Source organism: Kosakonia sp. R1.Fl (assembly GCF_023516815.1).
Taxonomy (GTDB): domain Bacteria; phylum Pseudomonadota; class Gammaproteobacteria; order Enterobacterales; family Enterobacteriaceae; genus Kosakonia.
In genome coordinates this window covers 2,345,194-2,368,289 of record NZ_JAMGSQ010000001.1, presented here as the reverse complement: position 1 = coordinate 2,368,289, position 23,096 = coordinate 2,345,194, and the positions used below count along the sequence as shown (strand labels likewise).

General features: G+C 56.3%; 23 protein-coding genes. 14 read left to right on the top strand and 9 right to left on the bottom strand.

From position 1 onward, the window contains the following. Positions 1 to 11: 11 nt before the first annotated feature. From nirB to M8Q36_RS10930, 6 genes are all read right to left on the bottom strand, one after another. Positions 12 to 2,924: a nitrite reductase large subunit NirB gene (nirB, locus tag M8Q36_RS10955; protein ID WP_249880886.1), complete on the bottom strand. Its 2,913-nt coding sequence runs from the start codon at positions 2,922 to 2,924 to the stop codon at positions 12 to 14. Positions 2,925 to 2,958: 34 nt separating this feature from the next. Continuing rightward, positions 2,959 to 3,753: an ABC transporter ATP-binding protein gene (locus M8Q36_RS10950; RefSeq protein ID WP_020454985.1), complete on the bottom strand. Its 795-nt coding sequence runs from the start codon at positions 3,751 to 3,753 to the stop codon at positions 2,959 to 2,961. 9 nt (positions 3,754 to 3,762) lie between these two features. Beyond that, the gene (gene ntrB / locus M8Q36_RS10945; protein WP_249880885.1) at positions 3,763 to 4,650 is read right to left on the bottom strand and encodes a nitrate ABC transporter permease; all 888 of its coding nucleotides are present in this window, start codon (positions 4,648 to 4,650) and stop codon (positions 3,763 to 3,765) included. 10 nt (positions 4,651 to 4,660) lie between these two features. Beyond that, positions 4,661 to 5,920, bottom strand: a complete 1,260-nt coding sequence (locus tag M8Q36_RS10940) for a CmpA/NrtA family ABC transporter substrate-binding protein (RefSeq protein WP_249880884.1) — start codon at positions 5,918 to 5,920, stop codon at positions 4,661 to 4,663. 275 nt (positions 5,921 to 6,195) lie between these two features. Continuing rightward, entirely contained in the window at positions 6,196 to 7,452 is a 1,257-nt protein-coding gene (locus M8Q36_RS10935) for a nitrate regulatory protein (protein WP_249880883.1), read from the bottom strand. Between the two features lie 60 nt (positions 7,453 to 7,512). Next, entirely contained in the window at positions 7,513 to 8,109 is a 597-nt protein-coding gene (locus M8Q36_RS10930) for a TetR/AcrR family transcriptional regulator (RefSeq protein WP_249880882.1), read from the bottom strand. Positions 8,110 to 8,221: 112 nt separating this feature from the next. Here M8Q36_RS10930 and M8Q36_RS10925 point away from each other — a divergent pair, with 112 nt between their 5' ends. Next, entirely contained in the window at positions 8,222 to 8,818 is a 597-nt protein-coding gene (locus M8Q36_RS10925; protein ID WP_249880881.1) for an NAD(P)H-dependent oxidoreductase, read from the top strand. Between the two features lie 246 nt (positions 8,819 to 9,064). Here M8Q36_RS10925 and M8Q36_RS10920 read toward each other — a convergent pair whose 3' ends face one another. Continuing rightward, the gene (locus M8Q36_RS10920) at positions 9,065 to 10,729 is read right to left on the bottom strand and encodes a phospholipase D-like domain-containing protein (protein ID WP_249880880.1); all 1,665 of its coding nucleotides are present in this window, start codon (positions 10,727 to 10,729) and stop codon (positions 9,065 to 9,067) included. A gap of 186 nt (positions 10,730 to 10,915) precedes the next feature. On the opposite strand from M8Q36_RS10920, the gene M8Q36_RS10915 reads away from it, so the two are divergent. Genes M8Q36_RS10915 through M8Q36_RS10905 form a run of 3 tightly spaced genes read left to right on the top strand, consistent with a single transcriptional unit; the run spans position 10,916 to position 12,760 of the window. Beyond that, positions 10,916 to 11,437: a tetratricopeptide repeat protein gene (locus tag M8Q36_RS10915; protein WP_249880879.1), complete on the top strand. Its 522-nt coding sequence runs from the start codon at positions 10,916 to 10,918 to the stop codon at positions 11,435 to 11,437. Next, complete coding sequence (locus tag M8Q36_RS10910) at positions 11,418 to 11,975, top strand: sigma-70 family RNA polymerase sigma factor (RefSeq protein WP_249880878.1); 558 nt, start codon at positions 11,418 to 11,420, stop codon at positions 11,973 to 11,975. The genes M8Q36_RS10915 and M8Q36_RS10910 overlap by 20 nt, the downstream gene beginning before the upstream one ends. Then, positions 11,972 to 12,760, top strand: coding sequence for an anti-sigma factor family protein (locus M8Q36_RS10905; RefSeq protein WP_249880877.1), 789 nt, complete (start codon positions 11,972 to 11,974; stop codon positions 12,758 to 12,760). The genes M8Q36_RS10910 and M8Q36_RS10905 overlap by 4 nt, the downstream gene beginning before the upstream one ends. Before the next feature lie 17 nt (positions 12,761 to 12,777). Here the strand turns inward: M8Q36_RS10905 and M8Q36_RS10900 are convergent, their stop codons facing one another. Beyond that, positions 12,778 to 13,401, bottom strand: a complete 624-nt coding sequence (locus M8Q36_RS10900) for a YceI family protein (RefSeq protein ID WP_249880876.1) — start codon at positions 13,399 to 13,401, stop codon at positions 12,778 to 12,780. Between the two features lie 166 nt (positions 13,402 to 13,567). On the opposite strand from M8Q36_RS10900, the gene M8Q36_RS10895 reads away from it, so the two are divergent. The 3 genes from M8Q36_RS10895 to M8Q36_RS10885 all read left to right on the top strand — a co-directional run bounded on the left by M8Q36_RS10895 (position 13,568) and on the right by M8Q36_RS10885 (position 16,139). Next, positions 13,568 to 14,275 carry a heavy metal response regulator transcription factor gene (locus M8Q36_RS10895; protein ID WP_020454996.1) on the top strand — a complete coding sequence of 236 codons (708 nt, stop codon included), beginning with the start codon at positions 13,568 to 13,570 and terminating at the stop codon, positions 14,273 to 14,275. Next, positions 14,268 to 15,644, top strand: coding sequence for a heavy metal sensor histidine kinase (locus M8Q36_RS10890; RefSeq protein ID WP_249880875.1), 1,377 nt, complete (start codon positions 14,268 to 14,270; stop codon positions 15,642 to 15,644). Before M8Q36_RS10895 ends, M8Q36_RS10890 begins: the two co-directional genes overlap by 8 nt. 111 nt (positions 15,645 to 15,755) lie before the next feature. Next, positions 15,756 to 16,139: a DoxX family membrane protein gene (locus M8Q36_RS10885; RefSeq protein WP_249880874.1), complete on the top strand. Its 384-nt coding sequence runs from the start codon at positions 15,756 to 15,758 to the stop codon at positions 16,137 to 16,139. 94 nt (positions 16,140 to 16,233) lie between these two features. Here M8Q36_RS10885 and M8Q36_RS10880 read toward each other — a convergent pair whose 3' ends face one another. Continuing rightward, a complete protein-coding gene (locus M8Q36_RS10880) occupies positions 16,234 to 16,491 on the bottom strand; it encodes a YdgH/BhsA/McbA-like domain containing protein (protein WP_020454999.1) in 258 nt (85 codons plus the stop codon). A 377-nt stretch (positions 16,492 to 16,868) separates the two neighbouring features. Here M8Q36_RS10880 and M8Q36_RS10875 point away from each other — a divergent pair, with 377 nt between their 5' ends. The 7 genes from M8Q36_RS10875 (at position 16,869) to chbG (ending at position 23,062) form a co-directional block, all read left to right on the top strand. Beyond that, the gene (locus M8Q36_RS10875) at positions 16,869 to 17,546 is read left to right on the top strand and encodes a type 1 glutamine amidotransferase domain-containing protein (protein ID WP_249880873.1); all 678 of its coding nucleotides are present in this window, start codon (positions 16,869 to 16,871) and stop codon (positions 17,544 to 17,546) included. Positions 17,547 to 17,875: 329 nt separating this feature from the next. Beyond that, positions 17,876 to 18,196, top strand: coding sequence for a PTS sugar transporter subunit IIB (locus M8Q36_RS10870; RefSeq protein ID WP_017459242.1), 321 nt, complete (start codon positions 17,876 to 17,878; stop codon positions 18,194 to 18,196). Positions 18,197 to 18,276: 80 nt separating this feature from the next. Next, positions 18,277 to 19,635 carry a PTS N,N'-diacetylchitobiose transporter subunit IIC gene (gene chbC, locus M8Q36_RS10865; RefSeq protein WP_249880872.1) on the top strand — a complete coding sequence of 453 codons (1,359 nt, stop codon included), beginning with the start codon at positions 18,277 to 18,279 and terminating at the stop codon, positions 19,633 to 19,635. 45 nt (positions 19,636 to 19,680) lie between these two features. Then, positions 19,681 to 20,028: a PTS N,N'-diacetylchitobiose transporter subunit IIA gene (gene chbA, locus M8Q36_RS10860; protein ID WP_249880871.1), complete on the top strand. Its 348-nt coding sequence runs from the start codon at positions 19,681 to 19,683 to the stop codon at positions 20,026 to 20,028. 13 nt (positions 20,029 to 20,041) lie between these two features. Next, positions 20,042 to 20,881: a transcriptional regulator ChbR gene (gene chbR / locus M8Q36_RS10855; protein WP_017459239.1), complete on the top strand. Its 840-nt coding sequence runs from the start codon at positions 20,042 to 20,044 to the stop codon at positions 20,879 to 20,881. Between the two features lie 54 nt (positions 20,882 to 20,935). After that, a complete protein-coding gene (locus tag M8Q36_RS10850) occupies positions 20,936 to 22,291 on the top strand; it encodes a 6-phospho-beta-glucosidase (protein WP_200552485.1) in 1,356 nt (451 codons plus the stop codon). Positions 22,292 to 22,303: 12 nt separating this feature from the next. After that, positions 22,304 to 23,062 (top strand): chitin disaccharide deacetylase, encoded by a 759-nt coding sequence (chbG, locus tag M8Q36_RS10845; RefSeq protein WP_249880870.1) that lies wholly within the window; start codon positions 22,304 to 22,306, stop codon positions 23,060 to 23,062. The last annotated feature ends 34 nt before the right edge of the window (positions 23,063 to 23,096 follow it).

Genomic DNA, 23,096 nt, shown 5'->3' with positions numbered 1-23,096 from the left:
CCCGGATTTGTTTAAGACGCTTCGGCAATTGCTGGCAAGGTGTTCTGCGCGGCAGGCGCGTGCTGCACCCAGATTTGCCCGTGCTGGATTTTCACCGGCCAGACGCGCAGACGCAGCCCGGCATCGTCCAGGCTCTGCCCGTCGCGCAGGCGAAAACGCTTTTTATACAGCGGGGAGATAACCATCGGCTCACCGCTTGCGTCGCCCACCAGCCCACGCGCCAGCACATTCGCCTGGCTGCCAGGTTCATGGTTTTCGAGCGCGAATACTTGCTCCTCGCAATCAGGCAGGTGAAACAGGGCAATCTGCTGCTGACCAAGACGCGCGGCCATGCCGGCGTTCGCCGGAATATCAGCCAGCGCGGCAATCTGCTGCCACTCGCCATCCCCCGTGTGCGGCTGGTTGTGCATAGGCGGTTTTTCCTGCGCTGTTGCCGGGCGGATCTGCCCGCGCTCCGGCACCATCACCACCGCTTCATCCGGTTGATCGCTATTGAGGAAGCCCCGGAACAGCAGACGGTTTTGCGGATTATCGAGGGTGGTTTTCCACTCGCACTGGTAGCTGTCGACCACCTGCTGCATTTCGCGCTCCAGTTCAGCGCCAATATTGAGACTGTCTTCGAGCACCACCTGTTTGAGGTAGTCCAGACCGCCTTCCATGTTGTCCAGCCAGGTGCTGGTGCGCTGTAGCCGGTCGGCGGTGCGGATGTAGAACATCAACACCCGGTCGATGGTGCGGATCAGCGCTTCGCTGTCGAGATCGCTGGCAAACAGATCGGCGTGGCGCGGCTTCATACCGCCGTTGCCGCAGATATACAGGTTCCAGCCTTTGTCGGTGGCAATCACGCCAATGTCTTTGCCCTGCGCTTCCGCGCATTCACGGGTACAGCCGGAGACCGCCATTTTGATTTTGTGCGGCGAGCGCAGCCCCTTGTAACGGTTCTCCAGCGCGATCGCCATGCCGGTGGAATCCTGCACGCCATAGCGGCACCAGGTGGAACCGACGCAGGATTTCACCGTGCGCAGGGATTTGCCGTAAGCGTGGCCGGTTTCAAACCCGGCGGCGATAAGTTCCTCCCAAATCGCGGGCAACTGCTCAAGCCGTGCGCCAAAGAGATCCACCCGCTGCCCGCCGGTGATTTTGGTGTAGAGGTTGTAGCGCTGCGCCACTTCGCCGATGGCGATAAGCCCCTGTGGAGTGATTTCGCCCGCCGGGATGCGCGGCACCACCGAGTAGGTGCCATCTTTTTGAATGTTGGCAAAAAAACGGTCGTTGGTATCCTGCAATGGCAGGTGCTGCGGTTTAAGCAGGTAGTCGTTCCAGCACGAAGCGAGCATGGAGCCGACCAGCGGTTTGCACACTTCGCAGCCGTGCCCCTGGCCGAACTGCGCAATCAGCGCGTCGAAAGTGCGGATATCGTGCAGGCGGATCAGGTGATACAGCTCCTGACGCGACCAGGCAAAGTGCTCGCAGATATCTTTTTTCACCTCCACGCCGAGCTGTTGCAGCTCGTGCTCCATCACCTGTTTCAGCAGCGGCACGCAGCCGCCGCAGCCGGTGCCCGCTTTGGTGCAGCTTTTCAGTGCTCCAAGCTCGCTGCAACCACCCGCCACGGCGGCGGCGATATCCCCCTTGCTGACGTTATGGCAGGAGCAGATTTGCGCGCTGGCGGCGAGCGCCGCCACGCCCAGCCCTTTTGGCGCATCGCCGGAAAGCGCAGGCAGGATCAGCGTTTGCGGCTGCGCGGGCAGCGGCATGTCGTTAAGCATCATTTGCAGCAGCAGGCTGTAATCGGCGCTATCGCCAATCAGCACCGCGCCGAGCAGCCGTTTGCCATCGGCGGAGACAACAATTTTCTTGTAGATTTCGCGCGGGCCATCGGTCCACTGGTAACTCTGGCTGCCGGCGGTTTTGCCGTGCGCGTCGCCAATAGAGGCCACCTCGACGCCCAGCAATTTCAGTTTGGTGCTCATATCCGCGCCGGTAAACGGCGTGTCGCGCGCCGCGAGCTTGTCCGCCACGCTGCGCGCCATCTGGTAGCCCGGTGCGACAAGACCAAAAATCTGCCCGTTCCACAACGCGCACTCGCCGATAGCGTAAATGGCTTCATCAGAGGTCTGACAGTGATCGTTGATAACAATGCCGCCGCGCGGCCCTTTTTGCAGCCCTGCGCTTTCCGCCAGCTCATCGCGCGGGCGGATGCCCGCCGAGAACAGCAGCAGATCGGTTTCCAGAAAACTGCCGTCGGCAAAGCAGAGGCGGTGGCGCGCCTGCTCGCCGTCGATGATTTCCCGCGTCTCTTTGCGGGTGTGAACCTGTACGCCAAGCGCTTCGATTTTGCGTTGCAGCATCATGGCGCCGCCCTCGTCGAGCTGCACTGCCATCAGGCGCGGCGCAAATTCAACAACGTGGGTTTCCAGCCCTAACTGACGCAGGGCGTTGGCGGCCTCAAGCCCCAGCAAACCGCCGCCAATCACCACGCCGCGTTTCGCGTTCTTCGCCTGTGCGGCAATGGCGTCCAGATCGTCGAGCGTGCGGTATACCAGGCAGCCAGGGCGCGTATTGCCGCTGATCGGCGGTACAAAAGCATACGAACCGGTGGCGAGCACCAGCGTGTCGTAATGGGTTTCCACACCCTGCGCATCGCGCACGCAGCGTTGCTGGCTGTCGATAGCGACAATTTTGCTCGCGCAGTGCAGCGTGATGCCATTGTCGGCAAAGAACCCCTCGCTTACCAGCGACAACGACTGCGCGCTGCGCCCGGCGAAGTATTCTGAAAGATGCACGCGGTCATAAGCGGGCAGCCGCTCTTCGCCAAACACCACGATGTCGTAATGCAGGTGCAGTTCGCGCTCCACGAGCTGTTGCAGAAAGTAGTGGCTCACCATGCCGTGGCCGATCACCGCTAAAACGGGCTTTTTCATAACCTGGATCCTTAATGCGCAAGAGAAAGAGAGGTCAGGCCGCTTTGGGCTGTTTCTCATACAGGAAATGCAGCACTTGCTGGCGGTAGCGCTGATACTGCGCGTCGTCGGCCAGCGAAACGCGCGAGCGCGGGCGCTCCAGCTCCACCGCCATAATTTCGCCAATGCTCGCCGCCGGGCCGTTGGTCATCATCAACACGCGGTCAGAGAGCAGCACCGCCTCATCCACGTCGTGGGTGATCAGCACAATGGTGGTGTGCAGGCGCTGTTGGATCTCCATCACCGCATCCTGTAAATGAGCGCGGGTTAAGGCGTCGAGCGCGCCGAAAGGCTCATCCATCAGCAGTACGCTCGGTTTCATCGCCAGCGCGCGGGCAATGCCGACACGCTGCTTCATGCCGCCGGAGATCTCGTGCGGGCGCTTATTCCACGCGTGGGACATATGCACCAGATCCAGGTTGTGCATGATCCATTCATGCATCTCCACTTTGCTCATTTCGCCGCGAAACACCTGGCGCACCGCCAGCCCGACGTTGTCGTACGCCGTCAGCCACGGCAACAGCGAGTGGTTCTGAAACACCACGCCGCGCTCCGGCCCCGGGCCGTCGATTTCGCGGTTGTTGCACAGCAGACCGCCGCTGGTGGGCAGCGTCAGCCCGGCAATCAAATTCAGCAGTGTGGATTTGCCGCAGCCGGAGTGGCCAATCAGGCTGAGGGTTTCGCCGGGGTGAATGTCAAAGCTAACGTTATCAAGCGCCAGAAACTCGCCGCTGCTGGTATTAAAACGCTGGCTCACCTGCTGAACCTGGATAATCGGATTGGTACGCATCAGAGCCCCCTAGCGGTTGGTGTAGTTAAAACGGTTAGCAATCCACATCAGCGCCTGTTCGAGCAGCAGGCCGACCACGCCAATCACCACAATGGCGATGATGATGTGTTCCACATTCAGGTTGTTCCACTCGTTCCAGATCCAGAAACCGATGCCGATACCGCCGGTCAGCATTTCTGCCGCCACGATCACCAGCCAGGCGATGCCAATCGATAACCGCATGCCGGTGAGGATGCCCGGCAGCGCGGCGGGCAGCAGGATTTTGCGCATGATGGCGAACTCGGAAAGTTTCAGAACCCGCGCGACATTCAGGTAATCCTGCGGGATCTGCCGCACGCCTTCGGCGGTGTTGAGGATCATCGGCCAGATGGAGCAGATGAAAATCGTCCAGCTTGAGGCCGGTTCCGCGCGCTGGAACAGCAGCAAACCTATCGGCAGCCAGGCGAGCGGGCTGACCGGGCGCAGCAGGGAGATGAGCGGGTTGAGCATGCTGGCGACAAAACGAAAGCGGCCAATCAAAAAACCGGTGGGAATACCGACCAGTGCGGCAAGGCCAAAACCGGTCGCCACGCGCTCTAACGAGGCCAGCACGTTCCAGCCAATGCCCTGATCGTTCGGCCCGGCGACATAAAACGGATCGGCGAAAATCTCCAGCGCCGCCAGCCACGTTTGCCACGGCGTGGGGAAGTTTTTGCTGTTCAGCGCCGCCACCTGCCACAGGCAGAGCAGCAGGCCGATGCCGAGCAGCGCAGGCACCACACGCTGCATCAGCGGGCGTAACAATGACGGGCGGCGACGTACGCGCACTTTGGCGGGCAGCGTAACGATCTCTGCCTGCTGGGGAATTTTCGCCGCTTCGTCCAGCGGGATCGGGATAACTTGCGCCTGGTTTTTCATCAGCGACCTCTCATTTTTTTACGCTAAAGCCGTTGGCGTAGGCGGCAGGGTTACTGCCATCCCAGCGAACGCCATCCATCAACACGCTGCTGCGCATATCGCTGTCCGGCAGCGAAACATTGCCCACGCTGGCGGCGGCCTGTTTGTAGATATCAATGCGGTTCACCTGGCGGGCGATGGCGAGGTAGTCCGGATCGTCTGTGAGCAGCCCCCAGCGCTTGTGCTGGGTGAGGAACCACATGCCATCGGAGAGCCACGGGTAGTTGACCGAGCCATCGTGGAAGAAGCGCATCGCGTGCTGATCTTTCCAGCTTTTGCCAATGCCGTTGTCGTACTGGCCGAGCATGCGGCCAACGATGGTCTCTTCTTTGGTGTTGAGATAAGCGCGCCCGGCAATCACCTTCGCCGTTTCGCGGCGGTTATCGTCCGAGGCGTCAATCCAGCGCGAGGCTTCCAGGATCGCGGCGGTCAGCGCGCGGGCGCTGTTGGGGTTCTTTTCGACCCAATCGGCGCGCGTACCGAGCACTTTTTCCGGGTGATCCGGCCAGATATCCTGGCTGGTCGCGGCGGTAAAACCGATGCCATCGCTGATCGCGCGCTGGTTCCAGGGTTCGCCAACGCAGTAGCCGACCATGTTGCCAATTTTCATGTTCATCACCATTTGCGGCGGTGGCACCACCACGCTGCGGATGTCGTTGAGCGGGTTAATACCCGCGCTCGCCAGCCAGTAGTTGAGCCACATGGCGTGGGTGCCGGTCGGGAAGGTTTGCGCAAAGGTGTAGGTTCCCGCCGGGCTGGCGGCGAGATGCTTCGCCAGCGCGGGCAAATCGGTGACACCCGCCTCGTGCAGCGCGTTGGCGAGCGTGATCCCCTGCCCGTTCTGGTTGAGGGTCATCAGCGCCGCCATATTGGTTTGCGGCCCGGAAAGCCCCATTTGCAGACCGTAAAGCTGACCGTAGAGAATGTGCGAAGCATTCAGCTCGCCAGAAAGAAGCTTGTCGCGCACCGACGCCCAGTTGGCTTCTTTGCTTGGCAAAATGGTGATGCCATATTTTTTGTCGAAGCCTTTCACCGCCGCCATCACCACTGAGGCGCAATCGGTGAGTGGAATAAAGCCCACGCGGATCTCTTTAAGCTCCGGTGCGTCAGAACCGGCGGCCCAGGCGCGATTAATGACGCCCGGCACCAGCAGGCTGCCGCCGAGCGCCGCGCTGCCCAGTAAAAACTGACGGCGGGAAACCGTCATACCTTTCGTGTTGTTATCACTCATGCCACCCTCGCGCTGCTCACCGTTGTGGGATGCAAAAAAAAACGGCGCCCATAAGCCTGTGCAAAGCTGCACGCTTATGGACGCCGTTGTCCGCTTAACGCTAAACCGACCGCCGTTGGCCGGGTGCGCGTTGTGATTTTTTTCTACCTGGGAAGGTTAAAGCAAAGGCTGTGCCAGAATTGAAAGCGGCGGATTTCGCGGCACATTACCGCTAACAACCCAGCGCGGCGCACTGCGGAAGGGCACTTTTCGCACTGGCAATGTGCAGCTACTCCTTAAGGGTTAGCCTGAAAAACATCGGCCACCGCCAGCATGGCGCTGGCGATTTCAATCAGCTTTTTGTTCTGGTTCATCGCCATACGCCGCAGGGTTTTGTAGGCCTCTTCTTCGCTGATTTGCCGGTGCTGCATCAACATGCTCTTCGCGCGCTCAATCTGCTTGCGCTCGTTGAGCGTTTCGCGCAGTGCCGCAAGCTCTGTGTCCAGCGCCTGCAAGCGTCGCGACTGCTGTTGCACCAGCACCAGCAGTGAACGGCCAAGCTGCGGGCGAACGCCGCCGCTCTCCAGCCAGCCGTGCGCGTCGCTAAAGACCGAGTAACTGCTCTCTTCGTTCTCGTATGCGGGCATCAGGCTTTCGATATCGGCGAGTTGCTCATTATTGGCCTGCTCGGTGGCGGCAATGCGCGCCCGGCAGTGCGCCATCAGCGTTTGCGCCAGCGCATCTTCCAGCGTTTTCATCTCGTCAATGCGCTGCGTGGCAAGGGCAAACCAGCGCAGGCAACTGTCGGCTTCATATAACTCACGCCCGGTGCAGGCGATGCGCCGCAGGCGTTCAAACTGGCTGTCGGTCGCCATCTGCTGCCAGCGCAGGCGGTGTTCATCGTCGGCGAAATCGGCGAAGGTGGCGAAACAGCGCTCCTGGCGTTCAATCAGGCTGAGCAATTTCTGCTGCGTCTCTTCGCTGAATGTACCAGCGGCAAAGGCCGCCGCGCCGGTCGCCCGCTCCTGGCCTGCGTACTCTTTACCCTGCATAAAGCTGAACATGGCGATTAAATGCCTGGAGATGGCCGGTTCGGCGGCGGTGTCAGAAAGCTCGAACACCAGCGACAACAAATGGCGAATGATGTCGTTAAAAAAGCTCATCGCCTGCGGTAAACGCAGCGTGCGCTGGCGGATTTGCTGGCGTAACGCAGGCAGCAAACTCAGGGCGTACACCACGCTTGCGACGTGGCTGAACAGACGGCTGGCCTGCGGCAGCGCGGCAATCTGCTGCTCCAGCGTGTCGAGTTGCGCCATCAGCGGTGCTTGTGCCTGCGCCACCTCTTGTTCGCGCAGGATCAACTCATCAGCAAATTGCCCCTTGCTTGCGCAGAGGAACATATTGGAGGTTCCGCGCTCGCGTTGCAGCATGTGCACAAGCTGGCTGATCTTGCCCACCAGCTCGCCGCTTTGCAGCAGATAACGCAGGCTGTTGAGTTCACACTGGCGCGAGGCGAGCAGGAAACGGATGGTGGTCGATGAATTGGCTATCATGCGTATGCTCCAGGGAAGTCCTGCTTCCCTGATGCAAGGCGCGCGCCAGGTAGAACGGCTTTAGCCGCGCGGCAGCGTCGCCCGAACCATGGCGATGATGACCGCACAAAGTTCCTCTTTCGCCTGCGACTCGCTAATCGCCCCCTGCACCGCCGCCCAGGCGAGCCCTTCGGCGGCTCCCAGCATGGCCCACAGCGGCGCATCGCGCAGCGGTTCACCACAAAATGGCGCAAACAGGATGCGGCACTTGCCGATGAAATCGACGGCATATTCGCGGCGGATAGTTTCCAGCTCCGGCGTCCCGGCGAGCGCCGCCAGTAAACTTGGCATTTCACGGCCCTGAAACAGCACGCACTCAATATAAGCGGTGGCGATAACCGACGCGCGCGCGGCAAGTTCCGGCGCGGTCTTTGCCAGCGCATCATCCATTTTGCGGTTCTGGCGTTGATCATATTCGCGATAGAGCGCCGCAAGCAGCCCGGAACGGCTGGTGAAATGATCGTACACCACTGGCTTTGTGACACTGGCTAGCTCCGCCAGATGGCCGAGCGTCAGCGCTTCGGTGCCCTCTTCACGAATAATGTGCCACGCGACATCCACAAGCTGCGAATAGCGATCTTCCCGCGACAAGCGCTGACGCACACGCGTTTCCGGCATGATGTTTCTCCCTTGACAGGCTTATATACTAAAAGTAACTTACTAATGGTAGGTTACTGTTCGTAAATAAGACTACGTCCGTTAACGGCGGATGGCAATCCAGGAGGTTCAGATGCATGCGTTAATCGTGGTTTCTCACCCTTTAGCAAGCTCGTTAACCCACAGCGTGGCGAAAGCTGTTGCACAGGGGATAACGGATAAAAACGGGGAAAATAGCGCAGAATTTGCCGATCTGACGCAAGAAGGCTTTAACCCGGTGTTTAATGCGGCAGATTACACTGCGTTTGCCGAAGGCGCGCCGCTGCCCGCCGATGTGCTTGCCGAGCAGGCGCGCATTGAGAAAGCCGATGCGCTGGTGCTGGTATTCCCCATTTACTGGTGGACCATGCCCGGCCAGTTAAAAGGCTGGATTGACCGGGTATTTTCCAACGGCTGGGCCTATGAAGAGGGCGTAAACGGCAAGGTTTCCGGCAAACTTGGGCATTTACCTGTCCACCTTATCGCCCTGGGCGGCGCAGACATGAAAACCTTTGAAAAGCATGGCTATGCACAATCCTGGAAGACGCAGATCGCCCACGGCATTTTTGATTATTGCGGCGCGCCGGTGCTCACCAATGCCACGCTGATGCTGCCTGATTTCGGCACGCCGGAAGCGTTATTACATGAGGCGCAAAAAATTGGCGAGCGGATATTTACTCACCAGCAGTAAATTTCTCACTTTACCCGCGAAAACCCGCCATCCAGGCGGGTTTAAAAGGGCACCGTTATCCACGCACTGAAGAACCAGCATTGCGTTACATTGCTTTTTATCGACCTTAAGCAAAATAGCCATGCCGGTGCGCTTTATTAACGGTTATTTCTCTTTTTATCCTGCCGAACAAAGGCGGAAAAAATGCCCGACGGCGAAACTATCGCCACCGGCAATTATTTGCTGCCACCGCCATTTTGCCGCAGTTTACTGGCCGGAAAAGTAGCGGCGACGCAGGGCGCGGTCGCTACCGGCGACAAAATACCCGGATGCGGCATCAATCCACTGCGTGGTTTCATACAGGTATTTTGGCGACACCGCGCCTGCAACGATGCGTTGTTGCGAGCGCGCCACCGATTCACGAAACGCATAGTGGGTGAACAGGCGCATAAACTCACCAAGATAAACATCTGCCACGGCAGCGTTGCCCTTGATCACCAGCATGTTTTCATCATTGGTGTCGGTGGACGCGGCGGAAAAATTCGCCGAACCGACAATCACAATCGGCTCCGGGCCAAGCGGGTCGATCAACAAATATTTGGTGTGAATGTACGTGACGTGCGTCTCTTCTACCGGGCTTTCGATCTCTTTCAGCCAGCGGTCAAAGGCGTTCAGCACCAGGTTCTGCCCAACGGCGATGGTGACATTTGGATGTTTGCGGATACGGTCAATTTCCGCCGCTTGTTGCTTGTACTGACTGCCGGAACCTTTTTTCTCCAGCAAGGCGAAGCGTAACACCTCGTCGGTGCGATCCCAGGCGGGGACAAACAGTTTGTTCATGCCGAAAGCGAAAGTGCCGAACAACGCGCGTTGCGCGCCCGCAGCCAGTTGGGCGTACCACTCCAGCGCGGTGAGCGAGGTGCGCGGCGAAAAGACGGTGCTCACTTCATCGCGCCACGGAACCGGCGGCGCGGCGGTGATCGTTTCGACTTTTTTCGCCGTTGGCGCGCGGGTTAAATCCTGCAACAGCAGTTGCCAGTAGGTTTCGTACTGCTCCGCCACGCGAGGATCGCGAACGATGTGCGCATTATTCGAGTGACCGAAAATGCCGTTTTCGCTGAGATTAGTGGAACCGGTCCAGACCTGCTGCGACACACCCTGGCGCCGCAAGACAAAGAACTTGTTATGCATATAGCGACCGGAGTGGATGCGCGGGTGCGTCAGCGCCTCGATGCCGCTGTGCGCCAGATGTTTTTCATTGGACTCACGCTGCGAGTCGCCGTCGTAAATCACGCTCACGGTCACGCCGCGCGCGGCAGCGCTTTTTAACGCGTCATAGATGCGGCTGTTTTTGAATTCAAAAATGGCACCGTGCAGCTCATCACCTTTATCAGCCTGGCCGATAAACCGCTCCAGCCCTTCCAGCAGGCCGCGCGACAGCCACTTCCAGGCCGCATCGCCAATCTCCGCCGGGCTGGCATTGTGAAAGCGCCGGGCATACTCCTGCGAGGCAATCGCTCCACGGTTGAAGAAAATCGCGTGTTCGCCGTTATCCACCGGCTCGGTTAGTACCGTCAGTTGCACCGCATCGCCCGGCGTTAACGCCCCGGCAGGCCCGCACATGGCGACAATGTCGTAGCGATATTCCGCGTTGGGCGCAACGCTGTAATCAGACCATTGAAAGGTCTGGAAAGGGTGTCTGAACGAGGAGACCGGCACGCCCGGCGCGGGCGTCGGCTCGACGCTGGCGAAGGTTTTCATACCGTTTAGCCAGATAACCTCCCCGTCGCTTTTTCGCGTGCGCTGAATGGCGAAACCGAGAATATTACCGGCGAGGATATGCTGCTCGGGCATATCCCAGCCCAGCAACACCACATAGCTGCCCGCCACCGCTAACGCCGTTAACTCACCTTGCTGCCCGCTAACACGCATGGTTTACCCTCCGCCGAATCAGAGACTCACACTCCCGCGACACGCCGTATCAAATTATAAACCGGATGTATGACGTAACGGTGATGTCGCCAGCATCAGCAGCGCTTTGCGGGAAACGTGATTTTTTCGAATAGAAATCGCCATTGCGGCGTTAACTCACTACTCACGCTACCGAAGGAACTCAAAATGAAAACGCTCGCCCCGCTGTTGCTGTCGCTATTTTTGCTGCCTGCCGCGCAGGTTTTCGCCGCCGGAGACGATAATACCAACAGTAAAACGCCAGACTGCCCGAGCGGGCAGGTTTATGACAGCACGCTCAAACAGTGTGTAGCGGAAAAAAGCAGCCGCCTCAGTGACGAAGATAAAACCCATTATGCTTATCATCTGGCGAAAAAAGGGGAGTATCAGGCGGCGCTGAATCTGCTGGATACGCTGAAAAACGCCAATACCGCCGAAGCCTGGAACTACCGGGGTTACGCCACGCGCAAACTGGGCCGCACCGATGAAGGCATTGGCTATTATCAGCGTTCGCTGGCGCTCAACCCGCAGTATGCGAAAGTGCGGGAATATCTCGGTGAAGCGTGGCTGGTGAAAGGCCGCCCGGATCTGGCAAAAGAGCAACTGAAAACCATCGCCACGCTTTGCGGTGTGCAATGCAAAGAGTATCGCGATTTGCAGGCGGCGATTAATGGTCACCCTGAGTCCTGACTACCGGTGCGAGGAGCGCAAAATCACCACCAGTGACGTTCGCCAGCAACTTGCTGCACACCTGACACGCCTGTGGCGCTATGGGCTGGTTCTGTCGCGCAACCGCGAGGTTGCCGAAGAACTGGTGCAGTCGACCTGCGTTCGCGCACTTGAAAAGAGTGCGCAATTTACCCCCGGCACGCGCATAGACAGCTGGCTGTTCGCCATTCTGCACTCGATCTGGATCTCCGATCTGCGCGCGCGTCGTGTGCGGATGGGGCAAGGTTTTGTGGAGAGTGATGAACTGCTGGCGGCGGATACCCACGCTCAGGATGACGCGCGGCGGCATTACGCGAAAGTTATGCAGCACGTCAGCGCGCTGCCGGAGGCGCAGCGCAATACCGTATTTCTGGTTTATGTCGAAGGGTTTACCTATCAGGAAGCGGCAGACACGCTCGCAGTGCCTGTCGGCACGATCATGAGCCGGCTGGCGAGCGCACGCGCGACGCTGGCGAAAAAAGCCACTACGCCGCCAAAACCCCAGGAGAAACGCTCGTGAAACCCAGCATGTTTACACCGCCCTACCAGGATGACGCGATTGTCGCCTGGCTCGATGGCGAGATGAGTGAAGCAGATGCGCAACAATTTGAGAGCCAGCTTGCACAAGACGAACAGCTCGCCAGCCGTACCGAGGCGTTAAAACAGGATCGTGCGGATTTCGCCGGGGCGTTTGCACAGCTGCTTGATGAGGCTCCCGAAGCGCGCATGCAGGCGCGGTTGAACGAGCTGCTGGCTTCTTCGCCCCGCTCATCCGCAGGCGTCAGCCGCCGTTCGCTGATTGCCGCGTCGCTCAGTTTTCTGGTCATTGGCGGCGGGCTTGGCTATTTCGCAAGGCCACTGACGCTGGCGCGTAATGAGAGCGAGAAAATCCGCGATCTTGAGGCACAATACATGTCGCTGTATAGCGCGGAAACGCTGCTGGATGCAGACAGCTCGCCCACGGCATTGCAACGCGGGCTGGCGCGCACAGCGCAGGATATTGGCTTAAACGTGAAGATGACGCAACTTGCCCTGACCGGCGCAGAACTGAAGATGGTGCGCATGCTGCGTTATGACAGCACCTCGATTGCGCAAATCGCGTGGATGGATGCGGAATATGGCCCGATGGCGCTGTGTATTTCGCCTGAACGACATGCCCAAACGCGCGCCTTAACGCCTGAACATCGCCACGATATGCACCTCGTCTGGTGGCAACAACGCGGCTATCAATTTGTGCTGATAGGCCGAACCCCACCGCCGCAATTGTCACAACACGCACAGGCGCTGCACGCTGCGCTGTCATAAGTCGCGCCCGCTGCGGTTTACGCTGGCTGGCGGGCATGAGCTTGAGCCTGGGCTTTGACTTGAGCCTGGACTTGAGCTTGAGCTTGGGCCTGCGCATGGATTTCAATATTTATCGTTACCGTGTCGTCCACCAGCATGGCGAACTTATCCATGTTAAATGCCGAACGGGAGATAGCGGTAGTGGCGTGGAGTGACAGTTGCCCTGAATTCGCCCTGCCCTGTTTTTGCAGCGTGGCGTCGAGGATCACCGGGCGGCGAACATTTTTTACCGCCAGGGAGCCAAAAACCCGGAAATGCCCATCGCCTAAATCCACCACCCGGCTACTGCTAAAGGCGATTGTCGGGTAGTGGTCAGCGTCAAAAAAGAGCCTGCTTTTCAACTGGTAAGTCAGCAGGCTGTTAGAGGCGATAAGTGTCGCAACGGGGATCGTCACGTTGATGCGATCCTCCCTCTCCTGCGCCGGATTCAGCGTTACGTCGCCACTTACGCCGTCAAGATGCGCCTGTGACACGCCGCCAAAGGCGTGCCAGGAGAGCGCAACCGTGGTTGCCGGCGTGGCGATACGGTAGCTGAGCGGCATCGCCTGTGCTCCCGGCGCGCTTAAAAGACCAATCATCATGGCTGGAATGATGCGTTTCATAAATGGACTCTCCGGATTGCAGATATCCCGTAAACGCACCAGGCGGGAATTTTATTCGTTATAACGTCTTTTGCTTACAAAATTGTCAGTTAACGGTCAGGCAATTGTTAGCGGCAACGCTTTATATTATTGACGTCAGTTATAGGTAATCATCAGGGCCTGGGTCATGAAACTCCTTTTAATCGAAGATGAAGAGAAAATTTCGTCTTACATCAACACCGCGCTTCGCGAGCAAGGTTACAACGTCGATGTCTGCGCCGACGGGCGCGAAGGGTTGTTCCTGGCAACGGAGATGGACTACGACGCCATTATCCTGGATGTCATGCTGCCGTCGATGGACGGATATGCCGTCATCACCAGCCTGCGCAAACTGAAACAGACGCCGGTGCTGATGCTTTCCGCGCGCGGTTCACTTGATGAGCGGGTTAAAGGGCTGCGACTGGGCGCGGATGATTACCTGACCAAACCGTTTTCGCTGATTGAGCTGGTGGCGCGCATTCAGGCGCTGCTGCGCCGCCGACCGACCGATGGGCTTGATATTTCACAGTTGCAGGTCCACAACCTGCAGCTCGATCTGCTCGCGCGCAAAGTGTACCGCAACGGTACGCGTATCGACCTGACGCAAAAGGAGTTTGCCCTGCTAAGTCTGCTCGCCAGGCACCAGGGGGAAGTGCTGTCGAAAATGATGATTGCCGAGCAGGTCTGGGATATGAACTTTGAAAGCGACGCCAATATTGTCGAAGTCGCGATCAAACGTTTACGCGCCAAAATCGACTCCCCGTTTGAAGAGAAGCTGCTGCACACCGTGCGCGGCATGGGTTACATCCTTGAGTATCGCGACGAAGATCCCGGCAAAATGAGTGCGTATGTTTAAACGTTCTATTTCCCGCAAGCTGGCGCTGACGTTTGCGGTGGTCACCTTATGTATTGCCCTCGCCTATGCGCTTTGCCTGCGGGAATCACTGCGCGAATCGCTGAATAAACAGATGCATAACGAATTGATGTTCCGCTATTCGCTGGTGGAGCCGTTGATCGTTTCCAAGTTTAATCACCATGAACTCGATGAACTCAAAACCAAGCTGATGAGCCTGAGTAACTCGGAAGGCGGGCGCGTTCACTACTGGATTTTAAGCAGCGATCCGGCGCTACAAGTGGGTGGCGAGCCGCCAAAAGAGATCGATCTCAACGCCCTTACCGATGGCTTCAGCCGCGTTAACCGGGAAAAAACCGACCAGTGTCCGCTGTTTATTCTGACGAAAACCATTCGCTACCGCGATGGCGTGACGCCGCTGCATTTTGTGGTTTCTATCGACTCCACGCCGTATATGGGCACGCTGAATGAATTTACCCAGGTGCTGATTTTTATCACCACCATGGGCGTGCTGTTCGTGACCTTTTTAGGCTTTGTTATCTCCCGCCAGGGGATGCAACCGGTGGAACTCCTCAGCCAGCAGGCGCGTGAACTTGCGCCAGGGATTGACGGCCAGCGGCTGGACGCCACTGCGCTCCCGCAGGAGTTGCAGGGCCTGGCAGAAGCCTTTAACGGCGTGCTCGCCCGCCAGCAAATTGCATGGCGACAACTGGAAAGTTTTAACGCCGATGTGGCGCACGAGTTGAGAACGCCGCTTTCAAGCATTCTCGGCCAGACGCAACTGGCTCTTTCACGCAAGCGCAGCCATGAGGAACTCGAAGCCTGCCTCGAATCAAATCTTGAGGAGGTAAACCGCATGACGTCGATCGTCAACGACATGCTGTTCCTGTCCCATGCACAAACCGGTAAACATCCGGCGCAGCTTGCGGAAGTGTCGCTGCGCGAGGAGGCGTTAAAAACGGCTGAATATACCGAACCGTCGTTCACCGATCGTCATTTGCAATTACTGATCGAAGGTGATGTGACGATCTGCGTCGACAGGCGCTTGTTTACCCGCTCGCTCGCCAATTTGCTGGAAAACAGCGCCCGCTACGCCTACGAAAACAGCCAGGTCACGGTCACCTTAAGTAGCAACGACCGGCATGCGACGGTGAGCGTTAAAAATTACGGCGATGCCATTGAAAGCCACCATCTGGAAAGATTGTTTGAGCGCTTTTACCGCGCCGATCACGCCAGAACGCAAAGCGATACCAACCACGGGCTTGGGCTGTCGATTGTCAAAGCGGTGGCGCAAATGCATGGCGGTGATGTCTTTGCCACCAGCCAGAACGGCGAAAATACTTTTGGCTTTACGCTGGCGCTAAATAAATAGCGCCAGCCATTATCCCTGACAGCTTTGACAGAGTGGCGTCATTCGCCCGTCAGGGTGCCGCCAATATACTGTTCATGCCCACTCATTGATTTTTTATTCAAGGAATCGCGCATGAACAATCACACGATTATTATCATTGCCCGTATTTTAATTACCCCGCTATTTTTATATAGCGGCAGCGGAAAAATAATTAACTTTACCGATAACGTATTAAAAACGCCGTTTGGCGATATGTTAATTGGCAAACTGATGATCATTTTTGCCATTGCCATTGAGCTGGGTGGCAGCATGGCATTTATTATTGGTTATCGGGTAAAAGAAATATCGCTGTTGTGGATCTTCTATATTTTTCTCACCAGTATTATGTTCCATCAGTTCTGGGCGGCAAGTGGCTCCCAGCAAGCCGGGCAAGTGATTCAATTCACCAAAAACATGAGTATTTGCGCCGGTCTGCTCTGTTTCTACCTGCTGGCGCGCGAACCACAAAAATCATAGCCAGCAAAAAGGCGCCTTGCACGGCGCCCTTTTCAATGTCTGAATAATTACCCCGGTCTTTAGTGAATGAAAGATCGGGGATAATTGCACGCGATTATTTATACAGAATCGCATTACCATAAATATACTCATCGCCACCGGCGGAGATGATTTTATAGTATTTCGCATTATCTTTTTCAGCGGCTTGCTGAACTTGCGCTTCGAGATCCGCAACCGTATCGGCTTTGGCAATTGAAATGGTGCCCATCGGCACCAGGCCGCTATCGTCGGTGACCGGCTGCGCGGCAAACGCGCCGAAAGAGATAGCACTAAACAGTGTTGCAGCAAGCACGGTGTTAATAATGGTTTTCATAATAAAGCTCCGCATAAAAGAGGGGGTAATAATCATGTTTCAACGTAAGCGATATTACGCAGCGCATGCTGACCAGCGGCTGACAGTTTTATAACAACTTTGTCAGACTGGCGTTATTTACAGGATTAGACATTTCTTTGAATAAAAGAAAAAACGGACCGCAATGCATAATTAAATATTCACCCGTATCGAAACGAATTAAAGAAAGTAATTAGTGGTGTAGCAACGTGTAATAAAGTGTGAATACTGTAACGCTTAGGCCTGGAGTTTTCCGACAATCCCGGTAAAGCCGATATTCATCGCTATGCTTACTGAACGACATTTCATTCAGTATGGCAACGGTAATGCCGCTAATAACGCATCACGACGGAGGTAACATGAAAATAGCAATGGTACTGACATCCCACAGCGAACTGGGTAATACCGGTAAAAAAACCGGCTTCTGGCTTGAAGAGTTCGCCGCCCCTTATTACGTATTCAAAGACGCGGGTGCCGAGGTTGTGCTCGCCTCGCCCGCCGGTGGTCAGCCACCGCTTGATCCGAAAAGCGATCTGCCGGATTTTCAGACCGAACTGACCCACCGTTTTAAAGCCGACCCGGCGGCCCAGCAGGCGCTGGCTAACACCGTTAAACTCGATAGCCTGCGCGCCGGGGATTTTGACGCTCTCTTTTACCCCGGCGGTCACGGCCCGCTGTGGGATCTGGCGGAATCCGACACCTCGATTGCGCTGATTGAAGCATTTGAACGTGCCGGTAAACCGGTGAGTTTTGTCTGCCACGCGCCGGGCGTGTTGCGCCATGTGAAAACCGCCGCCGGCGATCCGCTGGTGAAAGGCCGTAAAGTGACCGGCTTTACTAACGGCGAAGAAGCGGATGTTGAGCTGACCAACGTAGTGCCGTTTCTGGTGGAGGACGAATTGATAGCGCTCGGCGCGAAGTATGACAAAGGGCCGAACTGGGCACCGTTCGTCGTCGAAGACGGGAAACTGATCACCGGGCAAAACCCGGCCAGTTCCGAAGCCGTGGCGAAAGCGTTAGTCGCCATGCTGAGATAATGCGTGTTGCCGCCATTACCCGCAGCGTAATGGCGGCGCCTCGCAGCCCCTTTTTGCGCAGCTACGCAGTGCCATCCAGAAATAGTTGAGCCGTACTTATCCCCGCCTGACTCGCCCCTTTAACGATAAATTGCCCAAAATGTGAAGGCCCGCAAAGCACCAGGTCAACCAGAGACAATTTTGGAGCCTTATGAAATACCCGCACCGATAACCCTCCCGTATACTTGCTTCAACCCAAGAAAAAAGTCATTTAGGTTAGGCGCACCGCCAGCACGAAGAGAGAGAAACGAGTCCGGCTGGCGGATCATCGGACAATGAGGGTCGTTTTTATGGAAAAGAAACATATTTACCTGTTTTGTTCTGCGGGCATGTCGACGTCATTGCTGGTGTCGAAGATGCGCACCCAGGCGGAAAAATATGAAGTCCCGGTCATTATTGAAGCATTTCCCGAGACACTCGCCAGTGAAAAAGGCCCGCAGGCCGATGTTGTTTTATTAGGTCCACAAATCGCCTGGATGTTACCGGATATCCAGCGTCTGCTTCCCAATAAGCCTGTCGAAGTGATCGACGCCTCGCTGTACGGCAAAGTCGATGGTTTAGGTGTTCTGAAGGCCGCCGTGGCGGCAATAAAAAAAGCCGCCGCCAACTAAACGTTTTGCGTTCGCTTATCACACAGTGATCCCACACATTCACCGCAATGTTGCATTGCGGTATTTAAGGGTATTTTTCTATGAGTAATGCCATTGCTTCACTTGAAAAGATACTGGTGCCTTTTGCGGTAAAAATCGGCAAACAGCCACATGTTAACGCCATTAAAAACGGCTTTATCCGCTTAATGCCGTTGACCCTCGCCGGGGCGATGTTTGTCTTAATTAATAACGTGTTCCTGAGTTTTGGCGAAGGATCGTTCTTTTATTCGTTGGGCATTCGGCTGGATGCCTCGACCATTGAAACGCTGAACAGTTTTAAAGGCATCGGCGGCAACGTCTATAACGGCACGCTGGGCATTATGTCGTTGATGGCCCCCTTCTTTATCGGCATGGCGCTGGCGGAAGAGCGCAAAGTGGATGCGCTGGCCGCCGGGTTGTTATCGATTGCCGCGTTTATGACCGTCACGCCGTATAGCGTCGGTGAATCTTACGCCGTTGGCGCGAACTGGTTAGGCGGGGCGAATATTATTTCCGGGATTATCATTGGCCTGGCCGTTGCCGAAATGTTCACATTTATTGTGCGCCGCAACTGGGTGATCACCTTGCCAGACAGTGTACCGGCTTCGGTGGCGCGCTCGTTTTCCGCGCTGATCCCCGGTTTTATTATTCTGTCGATTACGGGGATTATCGCCTGGGCGCTGAATCACTACGGCACCAATTTCCATCAAATTATCATGGACACCATCTCCACGCCGCTGGCTTCGCTGGGCAGTGTGGTCGGCTGGGCATATGTACTGTTTGTGCCGCTGCTGTGGTTTTTCGGCATCCATGGTTCGCTGGCGTTGACCGCGCTGGACAGCGGCATCATGACGCCGTGGGCGCTGGAAAATATTTCTGTCTATCAACAATATGGCTCGGTTGAAGCGGCGCTGGCAGCGGGTAAAACATTCCATGTCTGGGCGAAACCGATGCTCGACTCCTATATATTCCTTGGCGGCAGCGGCGCAACGCTGGGGCTGATTATCGCCATCTTCCTCGCTTCGCGTCGCGCGGATTACCGCCAGGTGGCGAAGCTGGGTCTGCCTTCCGGCCTGTTCCAGATTAACGAACCGATTTTGTTCGGCCTGCCGATCATCATGAACCCGGTGATGTTTATCCCCTTCATTCTGGTGCAGCCGATACTTGCCGCCATTACGCTGCTGGCCTACTACACCGGCTTTATTCCACCGATCACCAACATTGCACCGTGGACAATGCCAACCGGGCTGGGCGCGTTCTTTAATACCAATGGCAGCATCGCCGCGCTGTTACTCGCGCTGTTCAACTTAGGCATTGCCACGCTGGTTTACCTGCCGTTCGTGATGGTCGCCAACAAAGCGCAGAACGCCATTGAGCAGGAAGAGAGCGAAGAAGATATCGCTAATGCACTGAAATTCTGACCGAACCCGGCGGGCCCCCCGCCGGAAACCACGCGAGGAGCAACGATGTTCGAATTCGATACCGTCCTGGAGAGCACCACCCCGGCCGATGAGCTGGAAGAAGTGGTGATGGGCTTAATCATTAACTCAGGGCACGCGCGCAGCCTGGCCTACACCGCACTGAAACAGGCTAAACAGGGTGATTTTGACGGCGCAAAAGCGCTGATGGAGCAATCAAGGCTGGCGCTCAACGAAGCACACCTGGTGCAGACTAAACTGATTGAGGGCGATCAGGGCGAAGGCCGGATGAAAGTGAGCCTGGTGCTGGTGCATGCGCAGGATCATCTGATGACATCAATGCTGGCGCGCGAGCTGATAACGGAACTGATTGAGCTTCACGAAAAACTGAAATAACAAGGAGTGAATAATGCAGCCTTCGATCAACACGCTGGGGATCAAAACCGTTCACGAACAGCAGTTGTTTAACGGTAAAAATTTCCATGTGTTTATCTACAACAAGACGGAGAGCGCCAGCGGGCTGCATCAGCACGACTACTACGAATTCACGCTGGTATTAACCGGCCGCTATTACCAGGAGATTAATGGTAAGCGCGTGCTGCTTGAACGCGGTGATTTCGTTTTTATCCCGCTGGGTTCGCACCACCAAAGTTTCTATGAATTTGGCGCGACGCGGATACTCAACGTGGGGATCAGCAAACGCTTCTTTGAACAGCATTATCTTGCCCTGCTGCCATTTTGTTTTGTCGCCTCGCAGGCCTACCGCGCCAGCAGCGCTTTTCTGAGCTATGTGGAAACCGTTATCGCCTCACTCAATTTCCGCGAAACCGGGCTGGACGAATTTATCGAGGCGGTGACCTTTTATGTCATTAACCGCCTGCGCCACTACCGTGAAGAGCAGGTGGTGGATGACACACCGCAGTGGTTAAAAACCACCATTGAGTCAATGCACGATAAAACGCAGTTTGGCGAAAACGCGATGGAAAATATGGTGCAACTGGCGGCGAAATCGCAGGAGTATCTGACCCGCGCCACCCGGCGTTATTACCGCAAAACGCCGATGCAGATCATCAATGAAATCCGCATTGATTTCGCGAAGAAGCAGCTGGAAATGACCAACTATTCGGTCACCGATATTGCTTATGAGTCGGGTTACAGCAGCCCAAGCCTGTTTATTAAAACATTCAAGAAAATGACCTCATTCACCCCCAATAGCTACCGAAAAAGGTTAACGGAAATCAACCAGTAACGGCGAGCGGGCTGAACGTTTTACACCACCGTGCCTGACACGAAGGGAGAAATCATGAAGCAGAAATTAAAAGTCGTCACCATCGGCGGCGGTAGCAGCTACACCCCGGAATTACTGGAAGGGTTTATTAAGCGCTATCACGAACTGCCGGTCACCGAATTATGGCTGGTCGATGTTGAGGACGGAAAAGAGAAGCTGGATATTATTTTCGATCTTTGCCAGCGCATGATTGATAAAGCCGGCATCCCGCTAAAACTCTTCAAGACGCTGGATCGTCGCGAAGCTCTGCACGAAGCGAACTTTGTCACCACGCAACTGCGCGTCGGCCAGCTTAAAGCCCGCGAGCTGGATGAGCGTATTCCGCTAAGTCACGGTTATCTGGGCCAGGAAACCAACGGTGCGGGCGGGCTGTTTAAAGGCTTGCGCACCATTCCGGTTATCTTCGACATCATCAAAGATGTCGAGGAGATCTGCCCGGATGCGTGGGTGATTAATTTCACCAACCCGGCGGGAATGGTCACAGAAGCGGTGTATCGCCACACCGGTTTTAAAAAATTTATCGGCGTGTGCAATATTCCGGTCGGCATGAAGATGTTTATTCATGACGTGCTGGGCCTTAGCAGCAGCGATGATGTTGCCATGGATCTGTTTGGCCTTAACCACATGGTGTTTATTAAAGATGTGCTGGTTAATGGTGAATCGCGTTTTGCGGAGCTGCTCGACGGTGTGGCCTCCGGCAGGCTGAAAGCCTCCTCGGTGAAGAACATTTTCGACCTGCCGTTTAGCGAAGGGTTGATCCGCTCACTCAACCTGCTGCCCTGCTCTTATCTGCTCTATTACGTTAAGCAAAAAGAGATGCTGGCGATTGAGATGGGCGAGTACTACAAAGGCGGCGCGCGGGCGCAGGTGGTACAGAAAGTCGAAAAACAACTGTTTGAGCTGTACAAAGATCCTGAGCTGAAGGTGAAACCGAAAGAGCTTGAGCAGCGCGGCGGCGCGTACTATTCCGATGCGGCCTGTGAAGTGATCAACGCTATCTATAACGATAAGCAAACCGAGCACTATGTAAATATTCCGCATCACGGGCATATCGACAATATCCCGGCGGACTGGGCGGTAGAGATGACCTGTACGCTGGGGCGCAACGGCGCAACACCGCACCCGCGCGTCACCCACTTTGATGAGAAAGTGTTGGGGCTTATCTACACCATTAAAGGTTTTGAAGTGGCGGCCAGCAAAGCGGCACTCAGCGGCGAACTGAACGATGTCTTGCTGGCGCTGAGCCTTAGCCCGCTGATCCACTCCGATCGCGACGCGGAAATTCTGGCGCGTGAAATGCTGCTCGCCCACGAAAAATGGCTGCCAAACTTTGCCAGTACCCTTGCGCAACTGAAAGCTGAACATCATTAAACGGGACGAGCTATGGAATGCTTACTGATTGTTAACGCGGATGATTTCGGTCTCAGCAAAGGGCAGAACTACGGCATTATCGACAGCTTTCGCCATGGTGTTGTCACCTCCACCACAGCGCTGGTCAACGGCGATGCGGTGGAGCATGCCGCCGGGCTGAGTCAGCGCGAACCTTTGCTCGGTGTCGGCATGCACTTTGCGCTGACGTTAGGCAAACCGCTGACGCCGATGCCCGGCCTTGCGCGTAACGGCCAACTGGGGAAATGGATCTGGCAAATGGCGCAGGAAGATGCGCTGCCGCTGGAAGAGATAGCCGGTGAACTGGAAGCACAGTATCAACGGTTTATCGCCCTGTTTGGCCGGGAACCGACGCATCTGGACAGCCATCACCACGTGCATATGATCCCGCAGATCCTGCCCATCGTCGCAGCGTTCGCCACACAGCGCGGCGTGCCACTGCGCATCGATCGCCCCGCGTTGCCGCCAGATTTCGGGCTACCCGCCACACTGCGCACGACCCAGGGTTTTAGCAGTGAGTTTTACGGTGAAGCGATTTCCGAAGCGCTCTTTTTACAGGCGCTGGATGCTTCTAACGCACGAGGAGAAAGCTCGCTGGAGATCATGTGCCACCCGGCGTTTATCGATAACACCGTGCGTCAGAGCAGCTACTGTTACCCGCGCTTAACGGAACTGGAGGTGCTGACCTCGGTGTCGTTGAAATATGCAATTGCCGAGCGCGGCTACCGGCTGGGGAGCTTTGTGGATATTTAACCGGCGCGTTGCGGCGCGCCTTTGCGCCGCAACC